At 62.6% G+C, this 26,851-nt stretch carries 12 protein-coding genes, 3 rRNA genes and 1 pseudogene; 3 read left to right on the forward strand and 13 right to left on the reverse strand.

What is annotated here, in order from left to right; translation table 11 throughout:
• Positions 1 to 4: 4 nt before the first annotated feature.
• The gene (locus ACSBOX_RS17980; RefSeq protein WP_442543685.1) at positions 5 to 676 is read right to left on the reverse strand and encodes a GntR family transcriptional regulator; all 672 of its coding nucleotides are present in this window, start codon (positions 674 to 676) and stop codon (positions 5 to 7) included.
• A gap of 279 nt (positions 677 to 955) precedes the next feature.
• On the opposite strand from ACSBOX_RS17980, the gene ACSBOX_RS17985 reads away from it, so the two are divergent.
• On the forward strand, positions 956 to 2,182 hold the full coding sequence (locus ACSBOX_RS17985; protein ID WP_442543686.1) for an amidohydrolase family protein: 1,227 nt from the start codon (positions 956 to 958) through the stop codon (positions 2,180 to 2,182).
• Between the two features lie 120 nt (positions 2,183 to 2,302).
• Here ACSBOX_RS17985 and ACSBOX_RS17990 read toward each other — a convergent pair whose 3' ends face one another.
• The 10 genes and pseudogenes from ACSBOX_RS17990 to ACSBOX_RS18035 form a co-directional block, all read right to left on the reverse strand.
• Positions 2,303 to 3,622 carry an MFS transporter gene (locus tag ACSBOX_RS17990; RefSeq protein ID WP_442543687.1) on the reverse strand — a complete coding sequence of 440 codons (1,320 nt, stop codon included), beginning with the start codon at positions 3,620 to 3,622 and terminating at the stop codon, positions 2,303 to 2,305.
• Between the two features lie 123 nt (positions 3,623 to 3,745).
• Positions 3,746 to 5,164: an FAD-binding oxidoreductase gene (locus tag ACSBOX_RS17995; protein WP_442546062.1), complete on the reverse strand. Its 1,419-nt coding sequence runs from the start codon at positions 5,162 to 5,164 to the stop codon at positions 3,746 to 3,748.
• Positions 5,165 to 5,266: 102 nt separating this feature from the next.
• Positions 5,267 to 5,770: pseudogene (locus ACSBOX_RS18000) on the reverse strand (GNAT family N-acetyltransferase); the annotation flags it as partial.
• Positions 5,658 to 6,152 (reverse strand): hypothetical protein, encoded by a 495-nt coding sequence (locus ACSBOX_RS18005; RefSeq protein WP_442543688.1) that lies wholly within the window; start codon positions 6,150 to 6,152, stop codon positions 5,658 to 5,660. The pseudogene ACSBOX_RS18000 and the gene ACSBOX_RS18005, both read right to left, overlap by 113 nt.
• Before the next feature lie 722 nt (positions 6,153 to 6,874).
• Positions 6,875 to 6,991, reverse strand: a 5S ribosomal RNA gene (rrf, locus tag ACSBOX_RS18010).
• Between the two features lie 154 nt (positions 6,992 to 7,145).
• Positions 7,146 to 10,283, reverse strand: a 23S ribosomal RNA gene (locus tag ACSBOX_RS18015).
• Between the two features lie 578 nt (positions 10,284 to 10,861).
• Positions 10,862 to 12,384 (reverse strand): 16S ribosomal RNA (locus ACSBOX_RS18020).
• Together the 16S, 23S and 5S rRNA genes form the textbook arrangement of a ribosomal RNA operon.
• Positions 12,385 to 12,915: 531 nt before the next feature.
• Positions 12,916 to 16,602 (reverse strand): 1,4-alpha-glucan branching enzyme, encoded by a 3,687-nt coding sequence (locus ACSBOX_RS18025; RefSeq protein WP_442543689.1) that lies wholly within the window; start codon positions 16,600 to 16,602, stop codon positions 12,916 to 12,918.
• Position 16,603: 1 nt separating this feature from the next.
• Complete coding sequence (treS, locus tag ACSBOX_RS18030; protein ID WP_442543690.1) at positions 16,604 to 18,400, reverse strand: maltose alpha-D-glucosyltransferase; 1,797 nt, start codon at positions 18,398 to 18,400, stop codon at positions 16,604 to 16,606.
• A gap of 5 nt (positions 18,401 to 18,405) precedes the next feature.
• On the reverse strand, positions 18,406 to 20,484 hold the full coding sequence (locus tag ACSBOX_RS18035) for an alpha-1,4-glucan--maltose-1-phosphate maltosyltransferase (RefSeq protein WP_442543691.1): 2,079 nt from the start codon (positions 20,482 to 20,484) through the stop codon (positions 18,406 to 18,408).
• A 131-nt stretch (positions 20,485 to 20,615) separates the two neighbouring features.
• Between ACSBOX_RS18035 and glgP the strand changes: the two genes are divergently transcribed.
• Entirely contained in the window at positions 20,616 to 23,234 is a 2,619-nt protein-coding gene (gene glgP / locus ACSBOX_RS18040; protein ID WP_442543692.1) for an alpha-glucan family phosphorylase, read from the forward strand.
• Positions 23,235 to 23,277: 43 nt separating this feature from the next.
• On the opposite strand, the gene ACSBOX_RS18045 is transcribed toward glgP, so the two are convergent.
• On the reverse strand, positions 23,278 to 23,637 hold the full coding sequence (locus ACSBOX_RS18045; protein ID WP_078106531.1) for a barstar family protein: 360 nt from the start codon (positions 23,635 to 23,637) through the stop codon (positions 23,278 to 23,280).
• A 5-nt stretch (positions 23,638 to 23,642) separates the two neighbouring features.
• Positions 23,643 to 25,751, reverse strand: coding sequence for a glycogen debranching protein GlgX (gene glgX / locus ACSBOX_RS18050; protein WP_442543693.1), 2,109 nt, complete (start codon positions 25,749 to 25,751; stop codon positions 23,643 to 23,645).
• 282 nt (positions 25,752 to 26,033) lie between these two features.
• Between glgX and ACSBOX_RS18055 the strand changes: the two genes are divergently transcribed.
• Entirely contained in the window at positions 26,034 to 26,846 is an 813-nt protein-coding gene (locus tag ACSBOX_RS18055; RefSeq protein ID WP_442543694.1) for a carbon-nitrogen hydrolase family protein, read from the forward strand.
• Positions 26,847 to 26,851: the final 5 nt, after the last annotated feature.

The raw sequence follows: 26,851 nt of genomic DNA on the forward strand, positions 1-26,851 counted from the left end.
GAGTTTAGGGCTCCAGCGTCTGCGCGAGTCCCTTAAGCACGGGTTCGCGTCCGAGCTCGATGTGGGAGTACGCCAGCGTGTAGGCGAGGTCTGCCTTGCCGCCGAGGATGGCGTTGCATAGTTCCATGTGCTCGTCGCGCTGGAGCTCGTTGCTGCGGTTGTGGGCGAGCCCGAAGATCCAGCGCATCCGGCCGAACAACGGTTTGACCGACTCGATGAGCAGCCGGTTGCCGGACAGACGGACGATTTCGGCGTGGAACGCCGCGCTGAGGCGTACGACGTCGTCCGTCCGGTCGTCGTCGATCGCTTGCCTCGTGTCGTCGAGGAGTTCCTGCAGTCGGCCGCCGGGTTCACCCGCCGCGACGCGGACGGCCGCCATACGGGCGGCGAACGTTTCCAGGCAGAGCCGCACGTCGAAGAGTTCATTCACGTCGGTGAGCGTCAATTGGCGGACCACTGCGCCCCGGCGGGGGAAGGTTTCCACGAAGCCGTCCTGCTCAAGGCGTTGGATGGCTTCGCGAACGGGGATCCGTGAAACGTTGTAGAGCTCGGAGAGCTCACGTTCGCGCAGCCGTGCGCCCTGCTCATACCCTCCCGCAACGATTCCCTCAAGAACCAGCTGATAGACCTGTTCGGCCCGGGCTTCGTCGTCGCGGCCTGTCAGCGTGTCGGGCATCGGCTTCGGCCACCCTTCCTTCCCCGTCGTCTTGCATTCCACCCGAGCATACACGGACGAAAACGGAGCTGTTTGGTATTCCAGGCAGCACAATATTTGTGATTTACATCCCATCGAACTTCCTCTAGTCTATTTTTGGTATACAAAAAAGACGGAGCCCACTCCTTGTCAGCCAGCGCCGGGGCGCGGTTGCCCTCTGCCCCGGCCTGCCACCACGCAGGTCTGGAATCCGCAGCCCTCGCTGGTGTGCAATAGATCCAACATCAAAGGAGCAATACATTGAACACCCTGATTCGTGCCGTTCGCCCTTGGGGACAAGCATTGAGCGATGTCCTCATCACGGACGGCAAGATCACCGGCGTCGAACCTCACCACCCGGAGCGCGCAGCGGCGGGCGACGTCACCGTCGTCGAGGGCCGCGGACGTCTTCTCGTGCCGTCGTTCTCGGACGTCCATGTGCACCTGGACTCCACCCGCATCGGCCTGCCGTTCCGCGAACACACCGGTGGCCCGGGGGTGTGGACCATGATGATGAACGACCGGCAGAACTGGCGCAACGCCGAAGTACCGCTGCAGGAACGCGTCAACAACACCCTCGGCCGGATGATCGCGCGCGGCACCACCCGCGTCCGTTCGTATGCCCAGATCGACGTCGATTGCCGCCTTGAGCGTTTCGACGCCGTGATGGCCGCCAAGGAAAAGTTCAAAGGCCAGGCCGACGTCGACATCATCGCGTTCCCGCAGGCCGGTCTCCTCCTCGAGGAGGGCACCGTGCCCCTCATGGACCAGGCACTCAAGGCCGGTGCCAATGTCATGGGCGGCATCGACCCCTGCAGCCTGGACCGCGATCCTGCCCGGCATTTGGACATCGTCTTCGGACTGGCCGAAAAGTACCAGGTCCCCGTCGATATCCACCTCCACGAGCCCGGCGAACTCGGCGTCTTCAGCACGGATCTGGTGCTCGAACGCACCCGCGCGCTGGGGATGCAGGGCAAGGTCACCATGTCCCACGCGTACCAACTGGGCAGCGTCTCCGAGGCCACCACGCGTCGCCTCATCGACGAGTTCGCCGAGCTGGACATCTCCATGGCGTCGGTGGCGCCGGGCTCCACTGGTGTGGCGGCCCAGCTGCCCATCCCGCTCCTCGCCGAAGCCGGCGTCCGGATGGGCTTGGGCGAGGACGGCCAGCGCGACTACTGGTCCCCCTACGGCAACACGGACATGCTCGACCGCACCTGGCAGCTCGCTTTCACCCACGGCTTCCGCAAGGACGAGCTCATCGAGCACTGCCTCGCGATCGCCACGGTGGGCGGCGCAAGCATCCTCGACCCTTCCGCCACCCGGCTGAAGGGCACGGCACACCGCCCGGGCGTAGAGGTCGGCGATCCCGCCGAACTCCTGCTGCTCGACGGCGATACAGTCACCTCCGCCGTCATGGACCGCGGCACCGACCGCACCGTGATCCACCGCGGTAAGGTCGTGGCGGATCAGCTCGAGCTGGTCTAAGCCCGCCCAACTGACTCGCATTTGTTGTCGTTATGCGGGCTCATAACGACAACTACTGCGAGTCAGATGGGCCGGGTGGGAGGCCCGGGCTTGGTTTGGCTAGCGCCTCGCACCCATCGCTTAGCGCCCGACGGCGGCGGGCTCGCCACGGCGCTCGGTCTCGGCGGCTGCCACCGTCACGGCGCGCCCGCGAACGGCGAGGAATCCGGCAACTGCAAGCAGCACCGCCTCCGCCGCCAAGGCCCAAAAGGGAACGTCCCAGCCACCGGACCACTCATGCAGGAATCCCGCGCCCAAGGGCCCCAGAGAGGCCAACGCGAAACCCAAACCCTGGCTCATGGCGGACAGGCTGCCGACGCTCTGTGGTCCAGTTGAGCGGATGACGACCAACGCCATTCCCAGCCCGAAGCCGGCGCTCTGGACGATCCCCAACAGGCCGACCATGAGGAACTGCAAAGCCACGGGCGCGGTCAAGACGCCAATCAAAGCCGCGGCCACGAGCAACCCCAAGCCCGGAGCCATGAACTTCAGAACCGCCCGACGCCCCGCGAGGACGGGAGCCAGCAGGCTTGCGGGCAGCCCGGCGATGCTGAACCAGGCCAAGAGCCCGGCCGCGTCCACCGCGGTCTGGCCCTTCGACACCAGGAACACAGCCAACCACGAAGTAATGGCGAAATAAAGCATGGCTTGCAGCCCGAAGAAAGCCGTCACAGCCCAAGCCGTCCCCTGCTTTCGCAGCGGAATGGCGAAGGCCTCGCCCGTGGCGCCGCCCGCCGTCGTCGTCTCCTGTAAACAAGCGCCCGACGCCGGTCCGCCGCTTCCATCGGTCCCGCCGGTCCCGTGGGGGCGCCGGGGCGTTTGACCGGTGCGGTGGATCAACGCCGCCGCGAGCACGGCGGGGACGGCCCAGACGGCCAGCGCCCCGGCGAGGCTTCCGCCGAGCGCTTGCTGGAGCGGCTGGACGAGCCCTGCGCCGAGCGCCGCGCCCAGCCCGAAGCCCATAGTGCACAGCCCCGTCCACCAGCCGGTACCGCGGTTGGCCTTGACGATCTGTGGCACGAGCACGCTGGCGGTCATGATGGATGCCCCTCCCAGGAACGTTCCGGGCAGCAATAGTCCGGGCACGAAGACGCGGACGATCAGCGCGGCGGCAAGGACCAGAAGTGCCGCCGCTACGGCCCTGCCAGTGCCCAGGCGACGGGCCAGCCACGGACCGCAGGGGGCCGAGACGCCGAAGGCAAGCACCGGCAAAGCACCGAGCAGCGGCAGCAGATGCGCGTCGAGTCCGAAGCCTGCCTTCAGCTGACCCATGGTGCCGGCGATTGTCGTAATGGCCGGACGGAGGTTGATGGAGACAAGCGCTAGTGCAACGAGTATCCAGGCGGTCCGTCGAGCGGCGTACGCGGAAGTACCGCGGCGCGGCGGTTGTGCTTGTCCCATTGCTTGCCTTCCCGGAATCTTAGTTTGGTATACCAAATAAGATTAGGGGCATTGGTGGGCAAAGTAAACCGGCATGGATATGCGATACGAGATCTTGACGATCAGACTTGGAATACCAAAGCTTTAGATGGCCTTGCCGGGGTTGAAGACTCCGGCAGGGTCGAAAAGCTCCTTGACGCGCCGCTGCAACTCGCGGAGGGGTGCGGGCTGCTCAAGGCCAAGCCAGCGCAGCTTGTACTGACCCACTCCGTGCTCACCGGTGATGGTTCCGCCCATCTCCAGCGCGGCATCGATGGAGTCGTCCAAGGCCTTGTTGAGGCGGGACATTGCATCGGCGTCCACTTCCATGTCCACACGGTCCACCCAAAAGGTCGGGTGCAGGTTGCCGTCGCCGGCGTGGGCCACCACCTTGAGCTGGACATCGTGGGTGACGGCCATGGCTTCGAGCGCGGCCACGTAGTCGACAAGTCGCGACCTCGGGACGGCGACGTCCTCGCCTACGCGGTATTCGTTGTCCACTTCGTCGCCTCGACTCGAGCGCCGCATCTCGATGAGTCGCTCGGCTTCCGCATTCGATTCCGCCGTCACCGTGGCTCCGCCGGCCGCGAGCACTTCCCGCACGAGCGCTGCCTCGGCGGCAGCTCCGAACCCGTCAGTCTGGATCAACAGCAGCGCCTGTCCGCGTTCTCCGAGGTCCGAACCGTACAGTTCGTCGAGCTGGGCGAGGGTTCCGGCGTCGAGCATTTCCATGATGGCCGGCTGGACGCGCGCCTTTCCGACCGCCAGGACGCCTGCGGCGGCACCGCGGAAGTCCGGGTAGAACGCCGCCACGGTCTGTACCTCGCGGGGAAGGTAGCGCAAGCGCACCGTCACGCCCACCACGATCCCCAAGGTGCCCTCGGAGCCCACGAACAGTGCCGTGAGATCGTACCCGGCCACGCCTTTGAACGTCTGGTGCCCGGTATGGATGAGCGAGCCGTCGGCCAGCACGACGTCGAGCGCTAGCACCGAGTCCCTCGTCACGCCGTATTTGGCGCAGCGCAAACCGCCGGCGTTCGTGGCAACATTGCCGCCGATCGTGGACATTTTGTAGCTCGCAGGGTCCGGAGCGTACATCAGGCCGTGTCCGGCCGCCGCAGCGTTCAGATCCGCGTTCACCACGCCAGGTTCGACGACGGCGGTCTCGTCGTCGGCGTTGAGCTGCAGGATCCGGTTCATGCTTTCCAGGCTGAGCACGATGCACCCTTGGCTGGCATGGGCACCACCGGAAACCCCGGTGCCGGCGCCGCGGGCAACAATCGGAACCCCGTACTTGGCGCAAGTGCGAACCACATGCTGCACGTCATCCACGGACTCGGCGAACACCACAGCCAAGGGCAACTGCAAGTCCAGGACCGGTCCTTGGTCTGCTGCGTAGCTCGTTCGTGTCTCTTCGTCGACGGCGACTTGCCCCTGCGTGAGCGCGGCCGCCAGCTCATCGATGAATCCGCCGGGACCCTCGCTCTGCCGGGTCTTCCCTGCGGGAGGAGTCCGGCGGGCCATGACGATTTCCAACCTGGTTTTGTCCTGTGGATACGGCCTGCTGGCACCTGTGTATTCAAAGCCGTGCCGGGCGTAGAAGGCCTTGGCGCGCGCATTGTCCTCATGGACACCGAGTTCGATCACGCCGGCGCCGAGCTCGGAGCCCGCGACTGAGCATGCCTCGTCAAGCAATTGGTCTGCCAGGCCCAGGCCCCGGTGTTCAGGCGCGACGTAGACGCTGATCAGCATCGCTTGCAGAGCTTGGGACGGATCCTGTGGCTGCTTGACGACGACGCGCATGAGTCCGCTGATCCGGCTGCCGTCCGTGCCGTCATCCGCCACGAGGGTGATGCTCGAGTCGCCTGACATCGTGGCTGCTCGCTCTTGCCACTGAGTGTCGGTCTGGCGCCGGGCGGCTGCGAGGCTCTCCACGTACGCCATCGGGGTGTCCGAGAGCATCTCCAACCGGACGTCGCGAAGCAAACGCCAGTCGGCCGCTTGGAGCCGACGGATTCTATTCACTTGCGCCGCCCATGAACCGGACGTAGCGCTCAAGAACTCCATGCCAGTCAGCCGCGTAGTTTGCACGGGTTTGCGCGGGGTGTTCGGCGCCTTCCCAGCCGTCATGCACCAAACGGACCTCCGTACCTCCGTCAACCGCACGGAAGGCTAGTCGGAGTTCAGTGGACCACATCGCGGTGCTGCCCGGATACCAACTCGCGTGGAAGGACAACGGCGGCTGCCAATCGTCGATGGTCCCCCATATCGAGGTACGCCCGTCGTCCGCTGTCTCCAGGATCAAATTCTCCTCGAATTCAACGTGCGAGCCCGCCCCGTAGACACTGTGGTCCTCCATCGGCCACCAGAGGTGCGGGTGATCGGTAAAGCCCATGAAAGCATGCGCCACCGGCGAAGGCACGACGACGGTGCACACCACGGGGTCCAGCTCACCGGACTGCTCAGGCTGAGGTTCGGAGTCCGGCGCGAGGTGACTAAAGAGGCTCTCCATGTGCACCAACTTTACCGCCCAGCGACACCCCCGCCTCCGGCGCCTTCCAAACGCCCGCTCACGTATGAGGGGTTTCAACCAAACGCCCGCTCACCTATGCAGGGTCCCAACCGAACGCCCGCTCACATATACCGGGTCCCAACCCAACGCCCGCTCACATATGCCGGCTCTCAACCGGACGCCGGCTCACATCATTAGGGCGGGCGTCGGCCGTGGAACCCGCATGTCTGAGCGGGGGTTCGTCCGCGACTGCTGATATGTGAGCGCGGGTTTGGGGTTTCCCGCGCAAAGGTGAGCCGGGGTTTGGGGAAACGGGCGGATATGTGAGCCGGCGTTTGGGAGCACGTGCCTGAATTTATGCCGGGTCCGGACCCAACGCCCGCTCACCTATGCGGGGTTTCAACCAAACGCCCGCTCACGTATGCAGGGTCGTCGCCGGACGCCGGGTCACATCATTTGGGCGGGCCTCGGCCGTGGAACCCGCATGCATGAGCGGGGGTTCGTCCGCGACTGCTGATATGTGAGCGCGGGTTTTGGGTTTCCCGCGGATACGTGAGCCCGCGTTTAGGGGTTCCGGCCCATATGTGAGCGGGGGTTCGTGCGCGACCGCTGATATGTGAGCGGGGGTTTGGGGTGTCCCGCGTTTTGGTGGGCGGGGGTTTGGGGTGTTTAAGTGGGTCAGGCCCCGACACGGTGTGTCGGGGCCTGGCCGGTGAATGGTTGTCCGGCGGTGTCCTACTCTCCCACACCCTCCCGGGTGCAGTACCATCGGCGCTGTGGGTCTTAGCTTCCGGGTTCGGAATGGGACCGGGCGTTTCCCCCACGCTATGACCGCCGTAACCCTGTTACCCGATCCCCGCACTGGGTGCGGGGTGGGAAGTCTGTGGTTACAACATGTGTGGTGTTGTTATTTAGTTGTTGGTTCCGGAACAGCCCGGTATCGGGTTGTTGTTCGGGAACCACATAGTGGACGCAAGCAGTGATCGTGTTTGTGTGGTGTAAGTTGTCGGCCTATTAGTACCGGTCAGCTTCAACAGTCTTTAGTCCTGTCTTCCACATCCGGCCTATCAACCCAGTGGTCTGGCTGGGGGCCTCTCACACACGAGGTGTATGGAAATCTCATCTTGAAGCGAGCTTCCCGCTTAGATGCTTTCAGCGGTTATCCCATCCGAACGTAGCTAATCAGCGGTGCACTTGGCAGTACAACTGACACACCAGAGGTTCGTCCGTCCCGGTCCTCTCGTACTAAGGACAGCCCTTCTCAAATTTCCTGCGCGCGCAGCGGATAGGGACCGAACTGTCTCACGACGTTCTAAACCCAGCTCGCGTACCGCTTTAATGGGCGAACAGCCCAACCCTTGGGACCTACTCCAGCCCCAGGATGCGACGAGCCGACATCGAGGTGCCAAACCATGCCGTCGATATGGACTCTTGGGCAAGATCAGCCTGTTATCCCCGAGGTACCTTTTATCCGTTGAGCGACGGCCATTCCACAATGTACCGCCGGATCACTAGTCCCGACTTTCGTCCCTGCTTGAGATGTCTCTCTCACAGTCAAGCTCCCTTGTGCACTTACACTCGACACCTGATTGCCAACCAGGCTGAGGGAACCTTTGGGCGCCTCCGTTACTTTTTAGGAGGCAACCGCCCCAGTTAAACTACCCATCAGGCACTGTCCCTGACCCGGATCACGGGCCGAAGTTAGATGTCCAAAGTGACCAGAGTGGTATTTCAACGATGACTCCACCCGAACTGGCGTCCGGGCTTCAACGTCTCCCACCTATCCTACACAAGCCACTCCGAACACCAATACCAAACTATAGTAAAGGTCTCGGGGTCTTTCCGTCCTGCTGCGCGTAACGAGCATCTTTACTCGTACTGCAATTTCGCCGAGTTTATGGTTGAGACAGCGGGGAAGTCGTTACTCCATTCGTGCAGGTCGGAACTTACCCGACAAGGAATTTCGCTACCTTAGGATGGTTATAGTTACCACCGCCGTTTACTGGGGCTTAAATTCTCAGCTTCGCCTTGCGGCTAACCGGTCCTCTTAACCTTCCAGCACCGGGCAGGAGTCAGTCCGTATACATCGTCTTGCGACTTCGCACGGACCTGTGTTTTTAGTAAACAGTCGCTTCCCCCTGGTCTCTGCGGCCCCGATCCCCTCCCACCAGCAAGTGGTGTTCAAGGTTGGGGCCCCCCTTCTCCCGAAGTTACGGGGGCATTTTGCCGAGTTCCTTAACCATAATTCTCTCGATCGCCTTGGTATTCTCTACCTGATCACCTGTGTCGGTTTGGGGTACGGGCGGCTGGAACCTCGCGCCGATGCTTTTCTAGGCAGCATAGGATCACCGGATCCCCCCATGACGGGGGTCCCATCAGATCTCAGGAACGTCATCAAAGACACAGCGACGGATTTGCCTATCGCTGACCCTACATCCTTAGACCGGGGCAACCATCGCCCGGCCCGGCTACCTTCCTGCGTCACACCTGTTAATACGCTTACCTCCCGGGATCAGGTCCCGCGCTCGGCCAAAACCCGCACACCACAAGGGTGATTGGGCAGGCTCCGGGCGGTTAGTATCCCCCGCTTGGCATGGGCGGTCCTTCGCCGGTACGGGAATATCAACCCGTTGTCCATCGACTACGCCTGTCGGCCTCGCCTTAGGTCCCGACTTACCCAGGGCAGATTAGCTTGACCCTGGAACCCTTGATCATTCGGCGGACGGGTTTCTCACCCGTCTTTCGCTACTCATGCCTGCATTCTCACTCGTGTAGGCTCCACCGCTGGTTTACACCGCGACTTCACCGCCCACACGACGCTCCCCTACCACTCCAGACGACTGAACCACGAAGGCTTGTCTACTATCTGAAATCCACAACTTCGGCGGTGTACTTGAGCCCCGCTACATTGTCGGCGCGGAATCACTTGACCAGTGAGCTATTACGCACTCTTTCAAGGATGGCTGCTTCTAAGCCAACCTCCTGGTTGTCTTCGCAACTCCACATCCTTTCCCACTTAGCACACGCTTAGGGGCCTTAGTTGGTGGTCTGGGCTGTTTCCCTCTCGACTATGAAGCTTATCCCCCACAGTCTCACTGCTGCGCTCTCACTTACCGGCATTCGGAGTTTGGCTGACGTCAGTAACCTTGTAGGGCCCATCGGCCATCCAGTAGCTCTACCTCCGGCAAGAAACACGCAACGCTGCACCTAAATGCATTTCGGGGAGAACCAGCTATCACGGAGTTTGATTGGCCTTTCACCCCTACCCACAGCTCATCCCCTCCATTTTCAACTGAAGTGGGTTCGGTCCTCCACGACGTCTTACCGTCGCTTCAACCTGGCCATGGGTAGATCACTCCGCTTCGGGTCTAGATCACGCCACTACACTCGCCCTATTCAGACTCGCTTTCGCTACGGCTACCCCACACGGGTTAACCTCGCGACGTAACACTAACTCGCAGGCTCATTCTTCAAAAGGCACGCCGTCACAACTACAAGGTTGCTCCGACGGATTGTAAGCACACGGTTTCAGGTACTGTTTCACTCCCCTCCCGGGGTACTTTTCACCTTTCCCTCACGGTACTGGTCCGCTATCGGTCATTAGGAAGTATTTAGGCTTATCAGGTGGTCCTGACAGATTCACACGGGATTTCTCGGGCCCCGTGCTACTTGGGATCCTCTCCAGGCGGCACACAACATTACGGTTACGGGGCTAACACCCTCTCCGGCCGGCCTTTCAAGACCGTTCACCTATGTCCATGCTCTCACCCCACCGGTCCGGCAGAACCAGTACGGAAAGTCCCACAACCCCGCCCATGCAACGCCCGCCGGCTATCACACATGGAACGGTTTAGCCTCATCCGCGTTCGCTCGCCACTACTAACGGAATCACTCTTGTTTTCTCTTCCTGCGGGTACTGAGATGTTTCACTTCCCCGCGTTCCCCCCACGCACCCTATGTGTTCAGATGCGGGTCACCAGATCACCTTGCAGCGTCTGGCGGGGTTTCCCCATTCGGACATCCTGGGATCACCGTTCGGTTATCAACTCCCCCAGGCTTATCGCAGATTCCTACGTCCTTCTTCGGCTCCTAATGCCAAGGCATCCACCGTGTGCCCTTAAAAACTTGACCACACAAGATCAAAAAACTTCTCGAGAGAACCATGACCACAAGGGCCAGGTTCATAAAAAGAAATTGCTGTAAGACACACACACCCCACCACCCCAAAGGGCAATGACCATGCGCGTGCCTAGATGCTCGCGTCCACTATGTAGTTCTCAAACAACAACCCCGTACCACACCCCCACACACCAACCACCCCCCAAAAAAGAAGGACAGCCGGACACGCACAGGACATGCAGCCAGGAAACCAGAAACACACAAACCCGGAACCAAGGAAAACCACGCAACCCTCACAGGCCACGCACCCCCTTAGAACCGGCCCTGTTGCCTCAGGACCCAACAGTGTGCCAAACACGAAAACCAGCCACCCCCTGCCCGCACCCTTTCCACAACACCCCCACCACCGCGAAAACACGAGGACAAGGGGCATCCGTACTGAAGAACAAACAAGAAACAACCGGCCGCTATCTGCTGATATTCCACCCATGAGCACCCACCGCAGAACAGACGCCTGCGCAATGGGCTTTGCTTCCACACACCCCCCACCCACCATGCGGAAGGAGAAGGGCGATAATGGTGCTCCTTAGAAAGGAGGTGATCCAGCCGCACCTTCCGGTACGGCTACCTTGTTACGACTTAGTCCCAATCGCCGGTCCCACCTTCGACGGCTCCCCCCACAAGGGTTAGGCCACCGGCTTCGGGTGTTACCAACTTTCGTGACTTGACGGGCGGTGTGTACAAGGCCCGGGAACGTATTCACCGCAGCGTTGCTGATCTGCGATTACTAGCGACTCCGACTTCATGGGGTCGAGTTGCAGACCCCAATCCGAACTGAGACCGGCTTTTTGGGATTAGCTCCACCTCACAGTATCGCAACCCTTTGTACCGGCCATTGTAGCATGCGTGAAGCCCAAGACATAAGGGGCATGATGATTTGACGTCGTCCCCACCTTCCTCCGAGTTGACCCCGGCAGTCTCCTATGAGTCCCCGCCATCACGCGCTGGCAACATAGAACGAGGGTTGCGCTCGTTGCGGGACTTAACCCAACATCTCACGACACGAGCTGACGACAACCATGCACCACCTGTAAACCGACCGCAAGCGGGGCACCTGTTTCCAGGCGTTACCGGTTCATGTCAAGCCTTGGTAAGGTTCTTCGCGTTGCATCGAATTAATCCGCATGCTCCGCCGCTTGTGCGGGCCCCCGTCAATTCCTTTGAGTTTTAGCCTTGCGGCCGTACTCCCCAGGCGGGGCACTTAATGCGTTAGCTACGGCGCGGAAAACGTGGAATGTCCCCCACACCTAGTGCCCAACGTTTACGGCATGGACTACCAGGGTATCTAATCCTGTTCGCTCCCCATGCTTTCGCTCCTCAGCGTCAGTTAATGCCCAGAGACCTGCCTTCGCCATCGGTGTTCCTCCTGATATCTGCGCATTTCACCGCTACACCAGGAATTCCAGTCTCCCCTACATCACTCTAGTCTGCCCGTACCCACTGCAGAACCGGAGTTGAGCCCCGGTCTTTCACAGCAGACGCGACAAACCGCCTACGAGCTCTTTACGCCCAATAATTCCGGATAACGCTTGCGCCCTACGTATTACCGCGGCTGCTGGCACGTAGTTAGCCGGCGCTTCTTCTGCAGGTACCGTCACTTTCGCTTCTTCCCTACTGAAAGAGGTTTACAACCCGAAGGCCGTCATCCCTCACGCGGCGTCGCTGCATCAGGCTTTCGCCCATTGTGCAATATTCCCCACTGCTGCCTCCCGTAGGAGTCTGGGCCGTGTCTCAGTCCCAGTGTGGCCGGTCACCCTCTCAGGCCGGCTACCCGTCGTCGCCTTGGTAGGCCATTACCCCACCAACAAGCTGATAGGCCGCGAGTCCATCCAAAACCGCAAAAGCTTTCCACCACCATGACATGCGTCAGATGGTCGTATCCGGTATTAGACCCAGTTTCCCAGGCTTATCCCAGAGTCAAGGGCAGGTTACTCACGTGTTACTCACCCGTTCGCCACTAATCCCCGATGCAAGCACCGGATCATCGTTCGACTTGCATGTGTTAAGCACGCCGCCAGCGTTCATCCTGAGCCAGGATCAAACTCTCCGTTGAAGTAAAACAAAAACAGACACAACCACAACCACCGGAAATAACGGACGGCCGGGCTGCACAAAATTTGAAACCAGCTGTAAAAAACCAGCCCCACGCCACGGAGGTGACACAGAACCAGCCAAAACAACCAATTCATAAAAAATAAATCGGTATCAACAAACTTGGCACACTATTGAGTTCTCAAACAACAGACACACCCGGCACCAACCACACCCACCAAAGGGTCCAGAATCGCTCCGGAGCAACTTTTCAAAGTTACCGGCTGCTTGCCTCCTAGTCAAATCAGCGTTCTTGACTTGAACTTCACGAGGAACTCAGTCAACTTCACCGATCTCCACTGGGGAGCAGCGCGGGTATTAACTATACCACCAGTTCTCCGGGGAGGCAAAAGCCCCGGCTGGCGGCTTCCTGCCCTTCAGCGACCGCCCCCAAGATCCGCTCAAAGGGCCACGCAAGGGCCACGCTAAGGGCCACGTAAAGGGTCCGGAAACTCACGGCTTCCGGACCCTTTACCGCAGAAAAGCAGAACAACTACCCCGCAGGAGTGAACCAGGAAGCTCCAAGCGGCGGCAAGGTGACCGTCAGTGCGGCAGGCAGTCCTTCCGCCCCGGGGGCGGTGGCAAGCAGTTCGCCGGTGTTGATCACACCCGAGCCTCCGAACGCCTCGGCGTCGGTGTTAAGTACTTCCTTCCATGCGCCGGCAGACGGGACTCCAAGCACATAGTTCTGGTGCGGGCCTCCCGAGAAATTCACGGCGCACACCAAGGGGTTGCCATCGTGGTCCCACCGGATGAAGGTCAGTACGTTGCGGTCAGCGTCCGCGCCGTTGATCCACTGGAAACCGCCGGGCTCGTTGTCCCGGACGTACAGGGCCGGCGTCGAGCTGTACAGCGTGTTCAACTCGCGGGTAAGCAATTGCAGCCCGCGGTGCGCCGGGATGTCCGCAAGGAACCAGTCGAGCCCGTGCTGTTCGGACCATTCGGCTTCTTGGCCGAATTCCGTCCCCATGAAGATGAGCTGCTTGCCCGGGTGCGCCCATTGGTAAGCCATGAACACCCGCAGGTTGGCAAGCTGCTGCCAACGGTCGCCGGGCATCTTGCGCAGCATGGATCCCTTGCCATGCACTACCTCGTCGTGGCTGATGGGCAAAAGGAAGTTCTCCGTGAAGGCATAGACCATCGAGAACGTCACCGTGCCGTGGTGCCAGCGCCGGTTTACCGGGTTTTCGGCGATGTACTTGAGGGAATCGTGCATCCAGCCCATGTTCCATTTGAGGCCGAACCCCAAGCCGCCATGGTTCGTGGGCGCGGTGACGCCGGGGAACGCGGTCGATTCCTCGGCGATGGTGACTGCTCCGGGGTGGGTCTTGTAGATCGTGGCATTGACCTCTTGGAGGAAGGAAATGGCTTCCAGGTTCTCGCGTCCGCCGTGGACGTTGGGGAACCACTCCCCCTCCTCGCGCGAATAGTCCCGGTACAGCATGGAGGCCACCGCGTCCACGCGGAGTCCGTCGATATGGAATTCCTCAAGCCAGTACAAGGCGTTCGCGACCAGGAAGTTGCGAACCTCGCTGCGGCCGAAGTCGAAGATGAGCGTTCCCCAGTCCGGGTGCTCGCCAAGCCGGGGATCCGAGTGTTCGTACAGTGGTTCCCCGTCGAAACGGGCGAGGGCCCACGCGTCCTTCGGGAAGTGTGCCGGGACCCAGTCCAAGATGACGCCGATACCCGCCTGATGCAGTGAATCGACCAGGAACCGGAACTCGTCCGGATGCCCGAAGCGGGAGGTCGGAGCAAAGTAGGAGGTGACTTGGTAGCCCCATGAACCGCCAAAGGGGTGCTCGGCCACGGGCATGAACTCGACGTGGGTGAAACCAAGCCACTTCACGTATTCCACGAGGTCCTTGGCCAACTCCTTGTACCCGAGGCCAAGACGCCAGGAACCAAGGTGGACTTCGTACACACTCATGGGAGAGTTGTGCGGATCCTTGTTGGCGCGCGCCGTCATCCAGGCGTCGTCCTTGAAGCGGTAGCCGGACTCCACGACGCGTGACGCGGTCAAGGGCGGAACTTCGGTGCCGAAGGCGAGCGGGTCTGCTTTCTCGACCCAATGGCCTGCCTTTGTGAGCAGCTCGAATTTGTAGCACGCCCCTGCTACAACCCCGGGAATGAAGACTTCCCAGACCCCCGAGGACCCGAGGGAACGCAGGGCGTGTTCACGCCCGTCCCAGGAGTTGAAGTCGCCCTTGACGCGGACTGCCTGCGCGTTGGGCGCCCAGACAGCGAAGGACACGCCGTCCACATCGCCGAGCGGGGAGCGGTAGTGCTGGACGTGCGAGCCCAGCGTGTCCCAAAGCCGTTCGTGCCGGCCTTCTCCGATGAGGTGCAGGTCCACTTCGCCGACCGTAGGAAGGTAGTGGTAGGGATCGTTGATCGTCACCGGCGCGGAGTCGCCGTACACAACATCCAGGCGGTAGTCCGGGACATGGCCTTGCTGCAGCGGTTCGAGGACCGCCACCCAGACGCCGTCGGTCTCGTGGGTCATCGGGATGGACCCGGCCTCGGTGACTACAGCGACTTCCGCCGCGAGGTGCTTGACCGTGCGGATGGTGACGTGACCGTGGTCGTCAAGGTGGGCGCCCAGCACTGAGTGCGGTGCGTGGTGTGCACCAGCGGCCACCCGGCCCAGGGTAGCGGCGTCCACATACAGCGGGACTCGGGGCCGTTCGGTACGTGCTGAGCCTGTCATTTCCTTACCTTCCGATGTCGCCGCGGCATCCGTGCCGGGGCTCGTGTTTCCGAGGAGCTGCCGCGAAGCATTGACCGGAATGGGCAACCAGTCCGGCCTGTTCCGCAGCTCGTAGATCACCTCGTACAAGGCCTTGTCCAGCCACAATGCCACAAACAGCGGCGAGCGGCGGTCAATGGTTCCAGGGGTGATGTCGGTATAGCCGGCCAGGAACGCCTCTGCGCAGTCGTCAACCCACGTGGCTGGAACCCGCGCGCCCGGGTTCTCGCGGATGGCCGCACCGGCCGCGTAGTCAAAGGAGCGCAGCATTCCGACGACGTCCCGCAGAGGGACGTCGGGAATGTTACGGTGTTCGATCGGCCTGAGGGGTTCGCCTTCGAAGTCCAGGATCGCCCACCGGGCCGGTTGGCCGGCGGCGCCGGGCACCAAGAGGATCTGGCCCAGGTGGAGGTCACCGTGGATGCGCTGCAGCGTCCCGGCTTCCTTACCCGACAATTGCGTCAGAAGTGCCTCAAGCTGCTGTTCATGGGGCCCGACGGCGGTGCCGGCCTCAGCCCACGACTGGCGCACACGCCGGACTACTTCGGGCGCGATGTCCTGGCCCGGAACGCGTTCCCGGGCGGTTCCGAGGGTTTCCGCGAGCCGAAGGTGCACAGTGGCAGTCGCCTGGCCCAGCTGCCGGGCTTCGGCGGCAAAGTCAGTGCCCGATGCCGCGGCGTCGACGGCGAGACGCCAAGCGTCCTGCCCGCCCGCAAGGAATTCGTGGGCCACGGCGAAATCGGCCGAAGCTGTGCCGTGGCGGCCCAAGAGTGTCCGTACCTCCCATGTTCCCGTGATCCATCCAAGGGTCGACGGCACTTCCTTGGTTCCCGCCGAGGTCAAGGCCGCCCCGACCTCCACCTCGGGGTTCTTGCCGACTGACAGCACCCGGAAGATCTTCACGATCGCCGCGGACACGCCGTCGTCGACGATCACTGAAGTGTTGGACTGCTCGCCGGAAGAGACGCGCACGGAGCCTGAGGCGGTGGGCAGCCGCAGGCTGCCGGGAACCGTATGTCCGCTCGCGGTGCATTCCCCCTCCCCGGGTTCGGCCGAAGCCTGCCCGCGGATGAGATCCAGCATTGCCGTCACGAAGTCAGGATCGTGGGGGGCGTCGTATACCCACACTGGCGGGTCCTGCTCGCTTGTTCCACCGATCCGACCCACCGATGCGGTTGCCAAGGCGTCCGAGGGCGCGGAGCGGAACGTGAGGGGTACTTGGATGATGTCAGTCTGTCTCCCGCCATCAGCCGTGGCGTAAGCAACAGAGATCAGCTCGACTTCCAGGCCGGTCCCGGCTGCGGGCGCGGGAAGACCGAACGAGCCGACGAAATCCAGTTCGAATAACCCTGCCTTGACCGGAAACCAGCGCTGCCGGGGCAGCCATTCCTTGAGCAGGGAGGCCAGGACCGTGGTGGGCGCCATGTGACTCATGTCAGCCTTCGATGGAGAGCACTGGGATGGCCTGGGTGTACGGCGAAGATCCGGTGGAACCCGCCGAACGGATCCGGAGCCAGAAGAAGTCGTGGCTACCGAGCGTCAGGGTCAGGGAGCCGTCGGTGCCGATCCCCGGGAACGGCTGGCCGCCGAACACGTCCCTCAGGCCTCTTCCGGCGTACTCAGGGATGTCCAAGGTTGTAGCAACCGGATGTTGGGACAGGTTGAAAACGCACAGGATCGATTCGGCATCCTCACCTTCCGGATTGTCCTCCCGGAGCTCACGCATGTAGGCAAGAACCACTTCGTGGTCCGCCGGAACGTGTTTGAAGTCGCCTAGCCCGAAGGCCGGGTGGTTCCTCCGGACGCTCAGGATCTGGCGTGTCCAGCGCAGGAGCGAGCCGGAATGGGCTGCTTCAGCCTCGACGTTCGCCATGCTGTAGTTGTAGACCAGCGACTGGATGACGGGCAGGTACAGCTTTCCGGGATCGGCGTTGGAGAATCCCGCGTTGCGGTCCGGGTTCCATTGCATCGGTGTGCGGACGGCGTCGCGATCGTCAAGCCAGATGTTGTCTCCCATGCCGATTTCATCCCCGTAGTACAGGAAGGGGCTGCCCGGCAGGGAAAGCAGCAACGCGTTGATCAGCTCGATCTCCGAGCGGGAGTTGTCCAGCAGGGAGGCTAGCCTGCGCCTGATGCCGATGTTGGCCCGCATTCGCGGATCCGGCGCGTACCAGCCCAGCATGGCGGCACGTTCGTCGGCGGTGACCATTTCCAGGGTGAGTTCGTCGTGGTTGCGCAGGAAGGTACCCCATTGCGCGCCGGCCGGGATTCCAGGGGTATCCCGCAGCGTCTCGATGATGGGGGCGGCCTTCTGGTCGCGGAGCGCGTAGTACAAGCGCGGCATGATGGGAAAGTGGAAGGCCATGTGGCATTCCGGTTCTTCCTCCGTGCCGAAGTATTCCACGACGTCGTGCGGCGGCTGGTTGGCTTCGGCGATGATCACGCGACCCGGGTAGTTCTCGTCCACCATCCTGCGGAGGTCCCGCAGGAACCCGTGGGTGGCAGGCAGGTTTTCGCAATTGGTGCCCTCTTCTTCGAAGAGGTACGGGATGGCGTCTGCCCGGAAACCGTCAATGCCTTGGTCGAGCCAGAACTTGACGACGTCGTGAACCGCCTCGATGACCTTCGGGTTTTCGAAGTTCAGGTCGGGTTGGTGGCTGAAGAAGCGGTGCCAGAAGAACTGCCGGCGGATCGGATCGAACGTCCAGTTCGACTCTTCCGTGTCCACGAAGATGATGCGCGCGTCCTCGTACTTCTCGTCCGTGTCACTCCACACGTAGAAGTCGCCGAACGGGCCGTCAGGGTTCTTGCGGGACTCCTGGAACCACGGATGTTGGTCCGAGGTGTGGTTCAGCGGGAGGTCGATGATGACCCTGACGCCCCTCGCATGGGCTTCGGCCACGAGCCGCTTGAAATCGCTGATGGTGCCGAACTCGTCCAGGACGGACGTGTAATCCGAGATGTCGTAACCACCGTCACGCAAAGGCGAATCGAAGAACGGCGGCAGCCACAAGCAATCCACTCCGAGCCATTGCAGATAATCCAACTTGTCGATCAGACCGTGGAAGTCACCGGAACCATCGCCGTTCGCATCCGCGAAGGCCCTCACCAGAACCTCGTAGAAAACAGCCTTCCGATACCAATGTGGGTCATGTTGAAGACCCGGGGCGTTCAGCTCGAAAGTGTTCTTCGGCGTGAAGTACTGATTCTGACCCTGCGGATTGAAGCTCACTAAGGCTACCTCCGGATATTGAGAATGTGTGCCGGTTCTACATGGGCGTCCAGTCGGACGTAGTTGTACTCGCCCCACTCCCAGCTTTCGCCGCTTACCAAATCATCCACCCGGAATCGTCCATTGGCGGTGAAGTCGGCCGGATCCAGCGAAAGTGCGGAGAGATCCAGGGTCACGGTGCTTTCCCTGATCCCGTGGGGATCGACGTTGATCACAATGATCAAGGTGTCCTTGCTGCCGTCAGGCAAGGTTTTGTGCTTGGAGAACACGACCGTGGCGTCATCCGTGCTGTGGTGCAACGTCAGGTTCTGCAGATCACCCAAGGCCGGGTGGGCCTTGCGGATGGCGTTAAGACGTGTGATGTACGGGGCGAGGCTGTGCCCGGAAGCCGCCGCTGCATCCCAGTTGCGGTCCTTGAACTCATATTTCTCGTTGTCGATGTACTCCTCAGCACCCGGACGGGCCACGTGCTCGTACAGCTCGAATCCGGCGTAGACACCCCAGAGCGGGCTGGCCGTGGCTGCCAGTGTTGCGCGGATGCGGAACGCGGCCGGACCCCCGTATTGGAGGTATTCGGTGAGGATATCCGGGGTGTTGACGAAGAAATTGGGCCTGAAATACGCCGGGGATTCGTGGCTGATCTCCTGGAAATACGATTCCAGTTCGGTTTTGGTGTTCCGCCACGTGAAGTACGTGTACGACTGCTGGAAACCTGCCCGGCCGAGGGCGTGCATCATCGCGGGGCGGGTGAACGCTTCTGCGAGGAAAACGACGTCGGGGTGCTTTTTGTTGACCTTGCCGATCAGCCATTCCCAGAACCACACCGGCTTGGTGTGGGGGTTGTCCACGCGGAATATCTTCACGCCGTGGCTCACCCAGAGGAAGACGATCCGCAGGATTTCCTTGGACAATCCGGCGGGATCGTTGTCGAAGTTCAGCGGGTAGATGTCCTGGTACTTCTTGGGCGGGTTTTCGGCATAGGCGATGCTGCCGTCCACGCGGGTAGTGAACCATTCCGGGTTGGTCTTTACCCAGGGGTGGTCCGGGGCTGCCTGCAGCGCCAAGTCCAGCGCCACCTCGAGGCCCAGCTCATTGGCGCGGGCCACGAAAGCGTCGAAGTCCTCGAAGGATCCCAATTCCGGGTGGATGGCGTCGTGGCCGCCGGCTTCGGAGCCGATGGCCCACGGCGAGCCGGGATCCTGCGGGCCCGGAGTCAGGGTGTTGTTGCGTCCCTTGCGGTGCTGGAAGCCGATCGGGTGGATGGGCGGCAGGTAGATCACGTCGAAGCCCATGTCCGCAACGGCGTCGAGCCTCTTGGCCGCCGTCGTGAAGTTGCCCGAAGTCCACGCTCCCGTGGAGGGATCGAAAACGGCTCCTTCGGAACGGGGGAAGAATTCGTACCAGGCGCCGCGTCCGGCGAGGTCACGCTCCACGAGGAGCGGATATTGTTCGGAGACGGTCACCAGTTCACGGATCGGCTGGCGCTCGACGGCGGCCGTGACCTCCGTGCTGAAGCCGGCGGCAAGGCGCTCCTCGGCAGTTTTGGAAGTGTCGGCGAGGCCTTCGGAGGCAGCGCGCAAGGTCCGCTTGTCCGCCGCGCTTCGCGAGCTCTCTCCCGCCGCTACCGCGAGCAGCGCGACGCCTTCGGCGAGCATCAGCTCCACGTCGATGCCGGCTTCGACCTTCACCTCGGCGTTGTGGTGCCATGTGCCGTAGCGGTCGTGCCAGGCTTCGATCGCGAAAGTCCAGGCTCCAGGCGCCGTGGGGGTCAGCAAGCCTTCCCAACGGTCTGTTCCCTTGCCGCGCTCACCCGGTGCAGGTGCAAGCCGCACACGCTGGCGTTCTTTGCCCTTCGGGTCCAGCAGGATGGCGCTCACCCCCAGCTGGTCGTGGCCCTCACGGAAGACGGTGGCGCCGACCACCAAATCTTCACCAGGCAAGGCCTTGGCCGGAAACCGGCCTTCCTCGATCACGGGTTGCACAGCCGTGATGGGGAATCTGCCGAACCTGAGACCTTCGGTGATACCGGTCTTCTGCTTGGACTTGGATGCTGAGCTGGATCGCGGTGCTGCAGTAGTGGTCACAACCTCGACGTTAGCGAGAAAAATCACATTTTGCGAAGAGGTACCCCAGACTCTTCCCCGCAATGTGTCATTTACCTAAAAGAAACCGAAAGCTGTTCCTGCCGTCCACCGAGTGGATTAGTGTGACGCTCGTGAAGGCAATTCGAAGGTTTACCGTCCGTACCCTGCTCCCCGAGCCGATCCAGCCGCTCGCCCGTCTGGCGACGAATCTGCGCTGGTCGTGGCACCGACCTACCCGCGAGCTCTTTGCGAGCCTTGACCAGGAATTGTGGGAGGAAAGTCGTCACGATCCAATCAGCCTCCTAGGGTCAATCAGCCGCGATCAGCTCGACCAGCTTGCTTCCAACAATGAACTTGTAGAGCGCGTCCAGCATGCGGCCGCCGACCTTGACCGGTATCTGAGCGAGCCGCGCTGGTACCAGGGCCTGGGTGCGGATGCTCCGGCGTGCATCGCGTATTTCTCGCCCGAGTTCGGCATCACCGAGGTGCTTCCGCAGTATTCCGGCGGCCTGGGGATCCTGGCCGGTGACCATTTGAAGGCTGCCTCGGACCTCGGCGTGCCGTTGATCGGCGTCGGGCTGCTGTACCAGGCGGGCTATTTCAAGCAGTCCCTCTCCCGGGACGCCTGGCAGCAAGAGACCTACCCGGTCCTCGACCCGGACGGACTTCCCCTGACACTGCTGCGCGAACCGTCCGAGGACGGCACCGGCAAGCCGGCGACAATCTCGCTGCCGCTGCCCAACGGACGCAAGCTCAACGCGCACATCTGGCGGGCCGACGTCGGGCGCGTGCCGCTGTTGCTGCTCGATTCGAACGTTCCGTCCAACGACGACGCCGCGCGCGTGATCACGGACCGCCTCTACGGCGGGGGCGGTGACCACCGGCTGCAGCAGGAACTGCTGCTGGGCATGGGCGGGGTGAAGGCGCTGCGCGTCTACCAGCGCCTCACCGGCACCCCGGCCCCGGAAGTGTTCCATACCAACGAAGGCCACGCCGGGTTCCTGGGCATCGAGCGGATCCAGGAGCTCATGTCCTCCGAGGCCCCGCTGAGCTGGTCCGAGGCCCTCGCCGCCGGGCGGGCGTCCACGGTGTTCACCACGCACACCCCGGTGCCGGCGGGCATCGACCGTTTCGAGGCCGTGCAGATCAGGCACTTCTTCGACGCGGGCCTGGCCCCGGACGTGCCGGTGGAGAAGGTCCTGGAACTGGGCCGTGAAAACTACGACGGCGGGAACCCCGCGGTCTTCAACATGGCGGTGATGGGCCTGCGCCTGGCGCAGCGGGCCAACGGCGTGGCCAAACTCCACGGCGTGGTCTCCCGCGAGATGTTCTCCGGGCTCTGGCCAGGCTTCGACCACTCCGAAATCCCCATCACCTCCGTCACCAACGGCGTCCACGTACCCACCTGGGTGGATCCACGCATCTCTGCCTTGGCCCGCCAGCAGTTTGGGACCGAGGCCGAGGCCTTGGGGCGCTGGGATCTCGCCTACAACGTCAGCGACGAGGACGTGTGGGCGCTGCGGCGGCAACTCCGCGTATCCCTCGTGGAGGATGTCCGGCGTCGGCTCCGGGCGGCGTGGAAGAAGCGCGGTGCGGCTGATGCGGAGTTGGGCTGGACGGACACTGTGCTGGACCCGGACGTGCTCACGATCGGTTTCGCCCGGCGCGTGCCTACCTACAAGCGCTTGACCCTGATGCTCCGGGACCCGGCCCGGCTCAAGGCGCTGCTGCTGCACCCGAAGCACCCGATCCAGCTGGTCATTGCCGGCAAGTCCCACCCGGCCGATGACGCCGGGAAGAAGATGATCCAGGACCTGGTGAAGTTCACCGACGACCCCGCCGTGCGGCACCGGATCGTGTTCCTGCCCAACTACGACATCGCGATGGCCCGGACCCTGTTCCCGGGCTGCGACGTGTGGCTGAACAACCCGCTGAGGCCCTTGGAGGCCTGCGGGACCTCGGGGATGAAGGCGGCCATCAACGGCTCCTTGAACCTCTCGGTGCTGGATGGCTGGTGGGATGAGATGTACGACGGCGAGAACGGCTGGGCGATCCCGACCGCGAACAACGACGCGTCCCCGACCGAACGCGATGACATCGAAGCCGCCGCGCTCTACGAGCTCCTGGAGACCCAGGTGGCCCCGCGTTTCTACGGTTCCACGGTCTCCGAACACGCCGGAGCGGCCGGTCCTTCGCAGACCGGCCCGGAAGCCGTGCCGACGCACTGGGTGTCCATGATCAAGCACACCCTGGCCCACCTCGGGCCGGCCGTCTCGGCCGAACGCATGCTCCAGGACTACGTCAACACGCTCTACCGCCCTGCGGCGGAGTCGGGACGGCGTGCCGTGGCTGGTTCGTTCAAGGAAGCAAAGGAACTCGCGGCCTGGACCAGCAAGGTCCGCGACGCCTGGCCCCAGCTGATCGTGGAACACGTCGACTCCGTGGGCGTCTCCGAAGAACCGCAGGTCGGGGACACCCTCCAGGTCAACGCCTACATCGCCCTCCATACGCTGACACCGGACGACGTCTGCGTCGAGGTGGCTTATGGGCGGGCCGAAGAAAGCGATGAACTGGAGGACATCACCGTGGCCGAACTCAGCTCATTCGAAGACCTCGGCAACGGGCGCCACCTGTTCACCGGTTCCATCCTGATCAACCGCTCCGGATCCTTCGGCTACACCGTCCGGGTCTTCCCGAAGCACCCCTCCCTGGCTTCGAAGGCGGAACTGGGGCTGATCGTCAACGCGTAGCGACGAACCGGCCGGGTGGGCATCGCCCACCCGGCCAGTCGCTCTACTGTTCGAAGACCGCTATGACGGCGAGGTCCCGGCCGGAGTAGAACTCGGCGTCCTGGAGGATCTCGCACACCAAGCCGAAGGAACGATCAGTCCGGTAAGCCGCCGGGACCTGCCAAATCAGGGTGACGGGTGGTTGGTCGTCGTCCGACACACTGTCCGCGAAATCGTGGAGTGAATCGTTGAGCGCATCCATGTCCACCCCGTCGTACTCAGGGAAATCGAGTACTTGGCCGAACACTTCCAGGACGGCTGCCTTGTTCGCTGCCGGCGGCACCATCACGGTGCGGCGGCCGGCGTCGGACACTTGTTCCTGCAGTTCTTCCAGTGTCCAGGTATCTGCGGAATAGATCTTCATGGTTCCTAGGTGCGGTAGATGTTGATGGTGTTGCCTTGGACCACTTCCCGCTCGCCGGCGGCGACCAGGGCTCCCTGCCTGCGGTCATTGAGTTCGGAGGTCGTCAGCCGTAGTTCGAACATACGGCTACCGGCCCCGGATTCGGCGACCAGTTTGGGCAGGACAATCTTCTGGTCATCCTTGTTCCCGTTGATGACGAGCAAGCCGCGGTAAGCACCGCCCTCCGAACTCACCAAGAGCTGCACAATCCGCAGGGACGGATCGTGCCAACGGGCCGGCGTCATGGGCTGGCCCTTCTCATCGAACCAATCCAGGCCGGTCCCCTTGTCCGGGAAGCCGGCGTCCTGGGACTGCAGGAACTCCTTGCGGAGGCGGATCACCCGCTTGGTGCTGCGCAGCATGTCATGCGACTCGGGTGTCTGGGTCCAGTCGATCCAGGTCAGAGGATTGTCCTGGCAATAGGCGTTGTTGTTTCCCTGCTGGGTGCGTCCAAGCTCGTCACCGGCGGTGATCATGGGCACGCCGATGGAAATCATCAACGTGGTCATGAGGTTCCGCTTGGACAGGGCGCGGGCCGCGAGAATCGTCTCGTTTTCCGTACGGCCTTCGAATCCGTGGTTGTAGCTGCGGTTGTCGCCGTGGCCGTCCCGGTTTTGTTCGCCGTTGGCCTCGTTGTGCTTACGGTCGTAGGACACCAGGTCGGCAAGAGTGAAACCGTCGTGGGCGGTGATGAAGTTGAGCGAGGCGAGCCTGGAGCGTCCCGAAGGCTCAAAGACCCGGGTGGAGCCAGTCAAAGCGTCGGCCAGGACACCCACATTGCCGCCGGACATCCCGGCGTCGGCTGCGGCGCGGTCCGAGAGCCAGAAGCGGCGTACGCCATCACGGAAGTGATCGTTCCAGTCCACCCATCCTTCGGGGAACCGCCCCGTCTGCCAGCCACCGTAGCCCACATCCCACGGTTCGGAGATGAGCTTGGTCTTGGAGATCAACGGATCCTCGGCGATGCGCTTCAGGAACGGGTGCTCCGGATCGAACTCGTTGCCCGCATTACGGCACAGGGTCACGGCGAGGTCGAATCGGAAGCCGTCGATATGGAATTCTTCGGCCCAATAGCGCAGCGAATCGATGGCAAGATCCACGACGCACGGTTCAGCAAAATTGAGGGTGTTGCCGCAACCCGTCGTGTCGAGGTAGCGGCCGTGGGCGTCGTGGCGGTAGTACCGCTGCTCGCCCAGTCCCCTGAAACTGAAGGTGTCGCCGTCGGGCCCGCCTTCGGCCGTGTGGTTGTAGACCACGTCGAGGATCACTTCGATCCCCGCGGCGTGAAGGAGCTTCACCATGCCCTTGAACTCGTCCTGGACGGCGTGGGGGCCCGCCAGCTGGGCAGCCTGCGTGGCGTAGTCCGCGTGCGGCGCAAAGAACGCTGCGGTGTTGTAACCCCAGTAGTTGGTCAGGCCCAAGTACTGCAGGTGCTGCTCGTCCATGTGGAAGTGGATGGGCAGCAATTGGACTGCCGTCACTCCCAACGAGTGGAAGTGCTCGATCATGGCCGGGTGCGCCATGCCCGCGTAGGTCCCGCGGAGGTGCTCCGGGATATCCGGGTGCAGCATGCTTTGGCCGCGGACGTGGGCCTCATAGACAATGGTGTCCCGCCACGGCGTGTGCGGCGGACGGTCGTCACCCCAATCGAAAGCCGATTCCATCCGCACGGAAGTCAGCAGTTCTCCGCGCTGGTGCACCGCCCGACCGTAGGGATCCAGCAGCAGTTGCTCGGCGTCGTCGGCGTCAAAGTCCGGAGCAGGAACGGACAGCGGAAGCGCATCTTCGTGGACCGCGGCGCGGAAGCCGTACCGGGTGCCGGGCGGCAGCCCGTCCACAATCCCGTGGTGGACGCCGTCCTCCAGTTTGGGCAGCGTATGGACCTTCCAGGAGTCGCCGGGGGCCATGTACGCGATTTCGACCCGGGTGAGTCCTGGGGCCCAGACGGCGACGTTGACGCGGCCCCGCGGGAGGGTGTCGCCGTCGGACTTTCCAAGCCGCGGGACACTCAGCCCGAGCGGCGACGGCCGCGAGGCGTCCACTGTAGATGCTGTGTCAAAAATCGGCATAACCATTACTTGAGAGTTTAGTCTCCGACGCCAATTCTCCCTTGCCCGCAGCCCATATGACAGTGCGGACGCCAGGTGGTCGGAGCCAGGCCGGCGTCTCCTGCGAACGCAAACAAGCCGCTCACCTGCTGAAACGTCGTATCGTTCGGCCAGTTACGCTTTTCGCAAAACCGGTCGCTCGCGCGGATTATGTCGGATGAGCCCAATTCACGCGGCCGCATTCGGACCGGTTCGTATCCTCGGCGCGGTCGTTGCATACTTTGCCTATACACCAATGCGGAGGTAATTGTGCGAATCGCTCTTGCTCAACTCATCAGTGGCCGCGAGCTGGCAGACAACCTGATCCTGTTGGAAGACTACGCCCGCCGGGCCAAGGAGGGCGGTGCTGAGCTCGTAGTGTTCCCCGAAGCGACCATGCGCGCCTTCGGGAACTCCCTGCTGGATATCGCCGAGCCCCTGGACGGGCCATGGGCCAGCCGGGTGCGGAAGATCGCCCAGGAACTTGGGATCGTGATCGTGGCCGGAATGTTCACGCCCGGGCTGGCCTCGGACGGCAGCAGCAACGGCAAGGTCCGGAACACCCTGATCGCCACCGGGCCTGGGGTGGACACCAGCTACGACAAGATCCACCTCTTCGACGCGTTCGGCTTTGCGGAGTCGGACACCGTTGACGCCGGGACCGATCCGGTGACGTTCGACGCCGGAGGCCTCACCTTTGGCCTGGCCACGTGCTACGACATCCGTTTCCCGGCACTCTTTACCGCCAACGCCGATCGCGGGGCCGACGTCAATATCGTGTCCGCTTCCTGGGGAGCCGGGCCGGGCAAGGCGGAACAATGGAAGCTGCTCGCGCGCGCCCGGGCGATCGACACCACGACCTTCGTGCTGGCGTGCGGCCAGGGCGATCCCGCGAGCCAGGGCCGCGAACCCAAGGGGGCGGCGCCCACCGGGGTGGGGCACTCCGTCGTCGTGTCCCCCCTGGGAAACGTGCTGCAAGAGCTCGACGCCGAACCCGGCCTGTTGTTCGCGGAGCTGGATGCCGCCGTCGTCGAGGACGCTCGGGTCAAGCTCCCGGTCCTCGCCAACCGCCGCGACTTCTAACCCCG

It is taken from the genome of Arthrobacter sp. KN11-1C (assembly GCF_052180225.1).
In the GTDB taxonomy this organism is placed as follows: Bacteria; Actinomycetota; Actinomycetes; order Actinomycetales; family Micrococcaceae; genus Arthrobacter.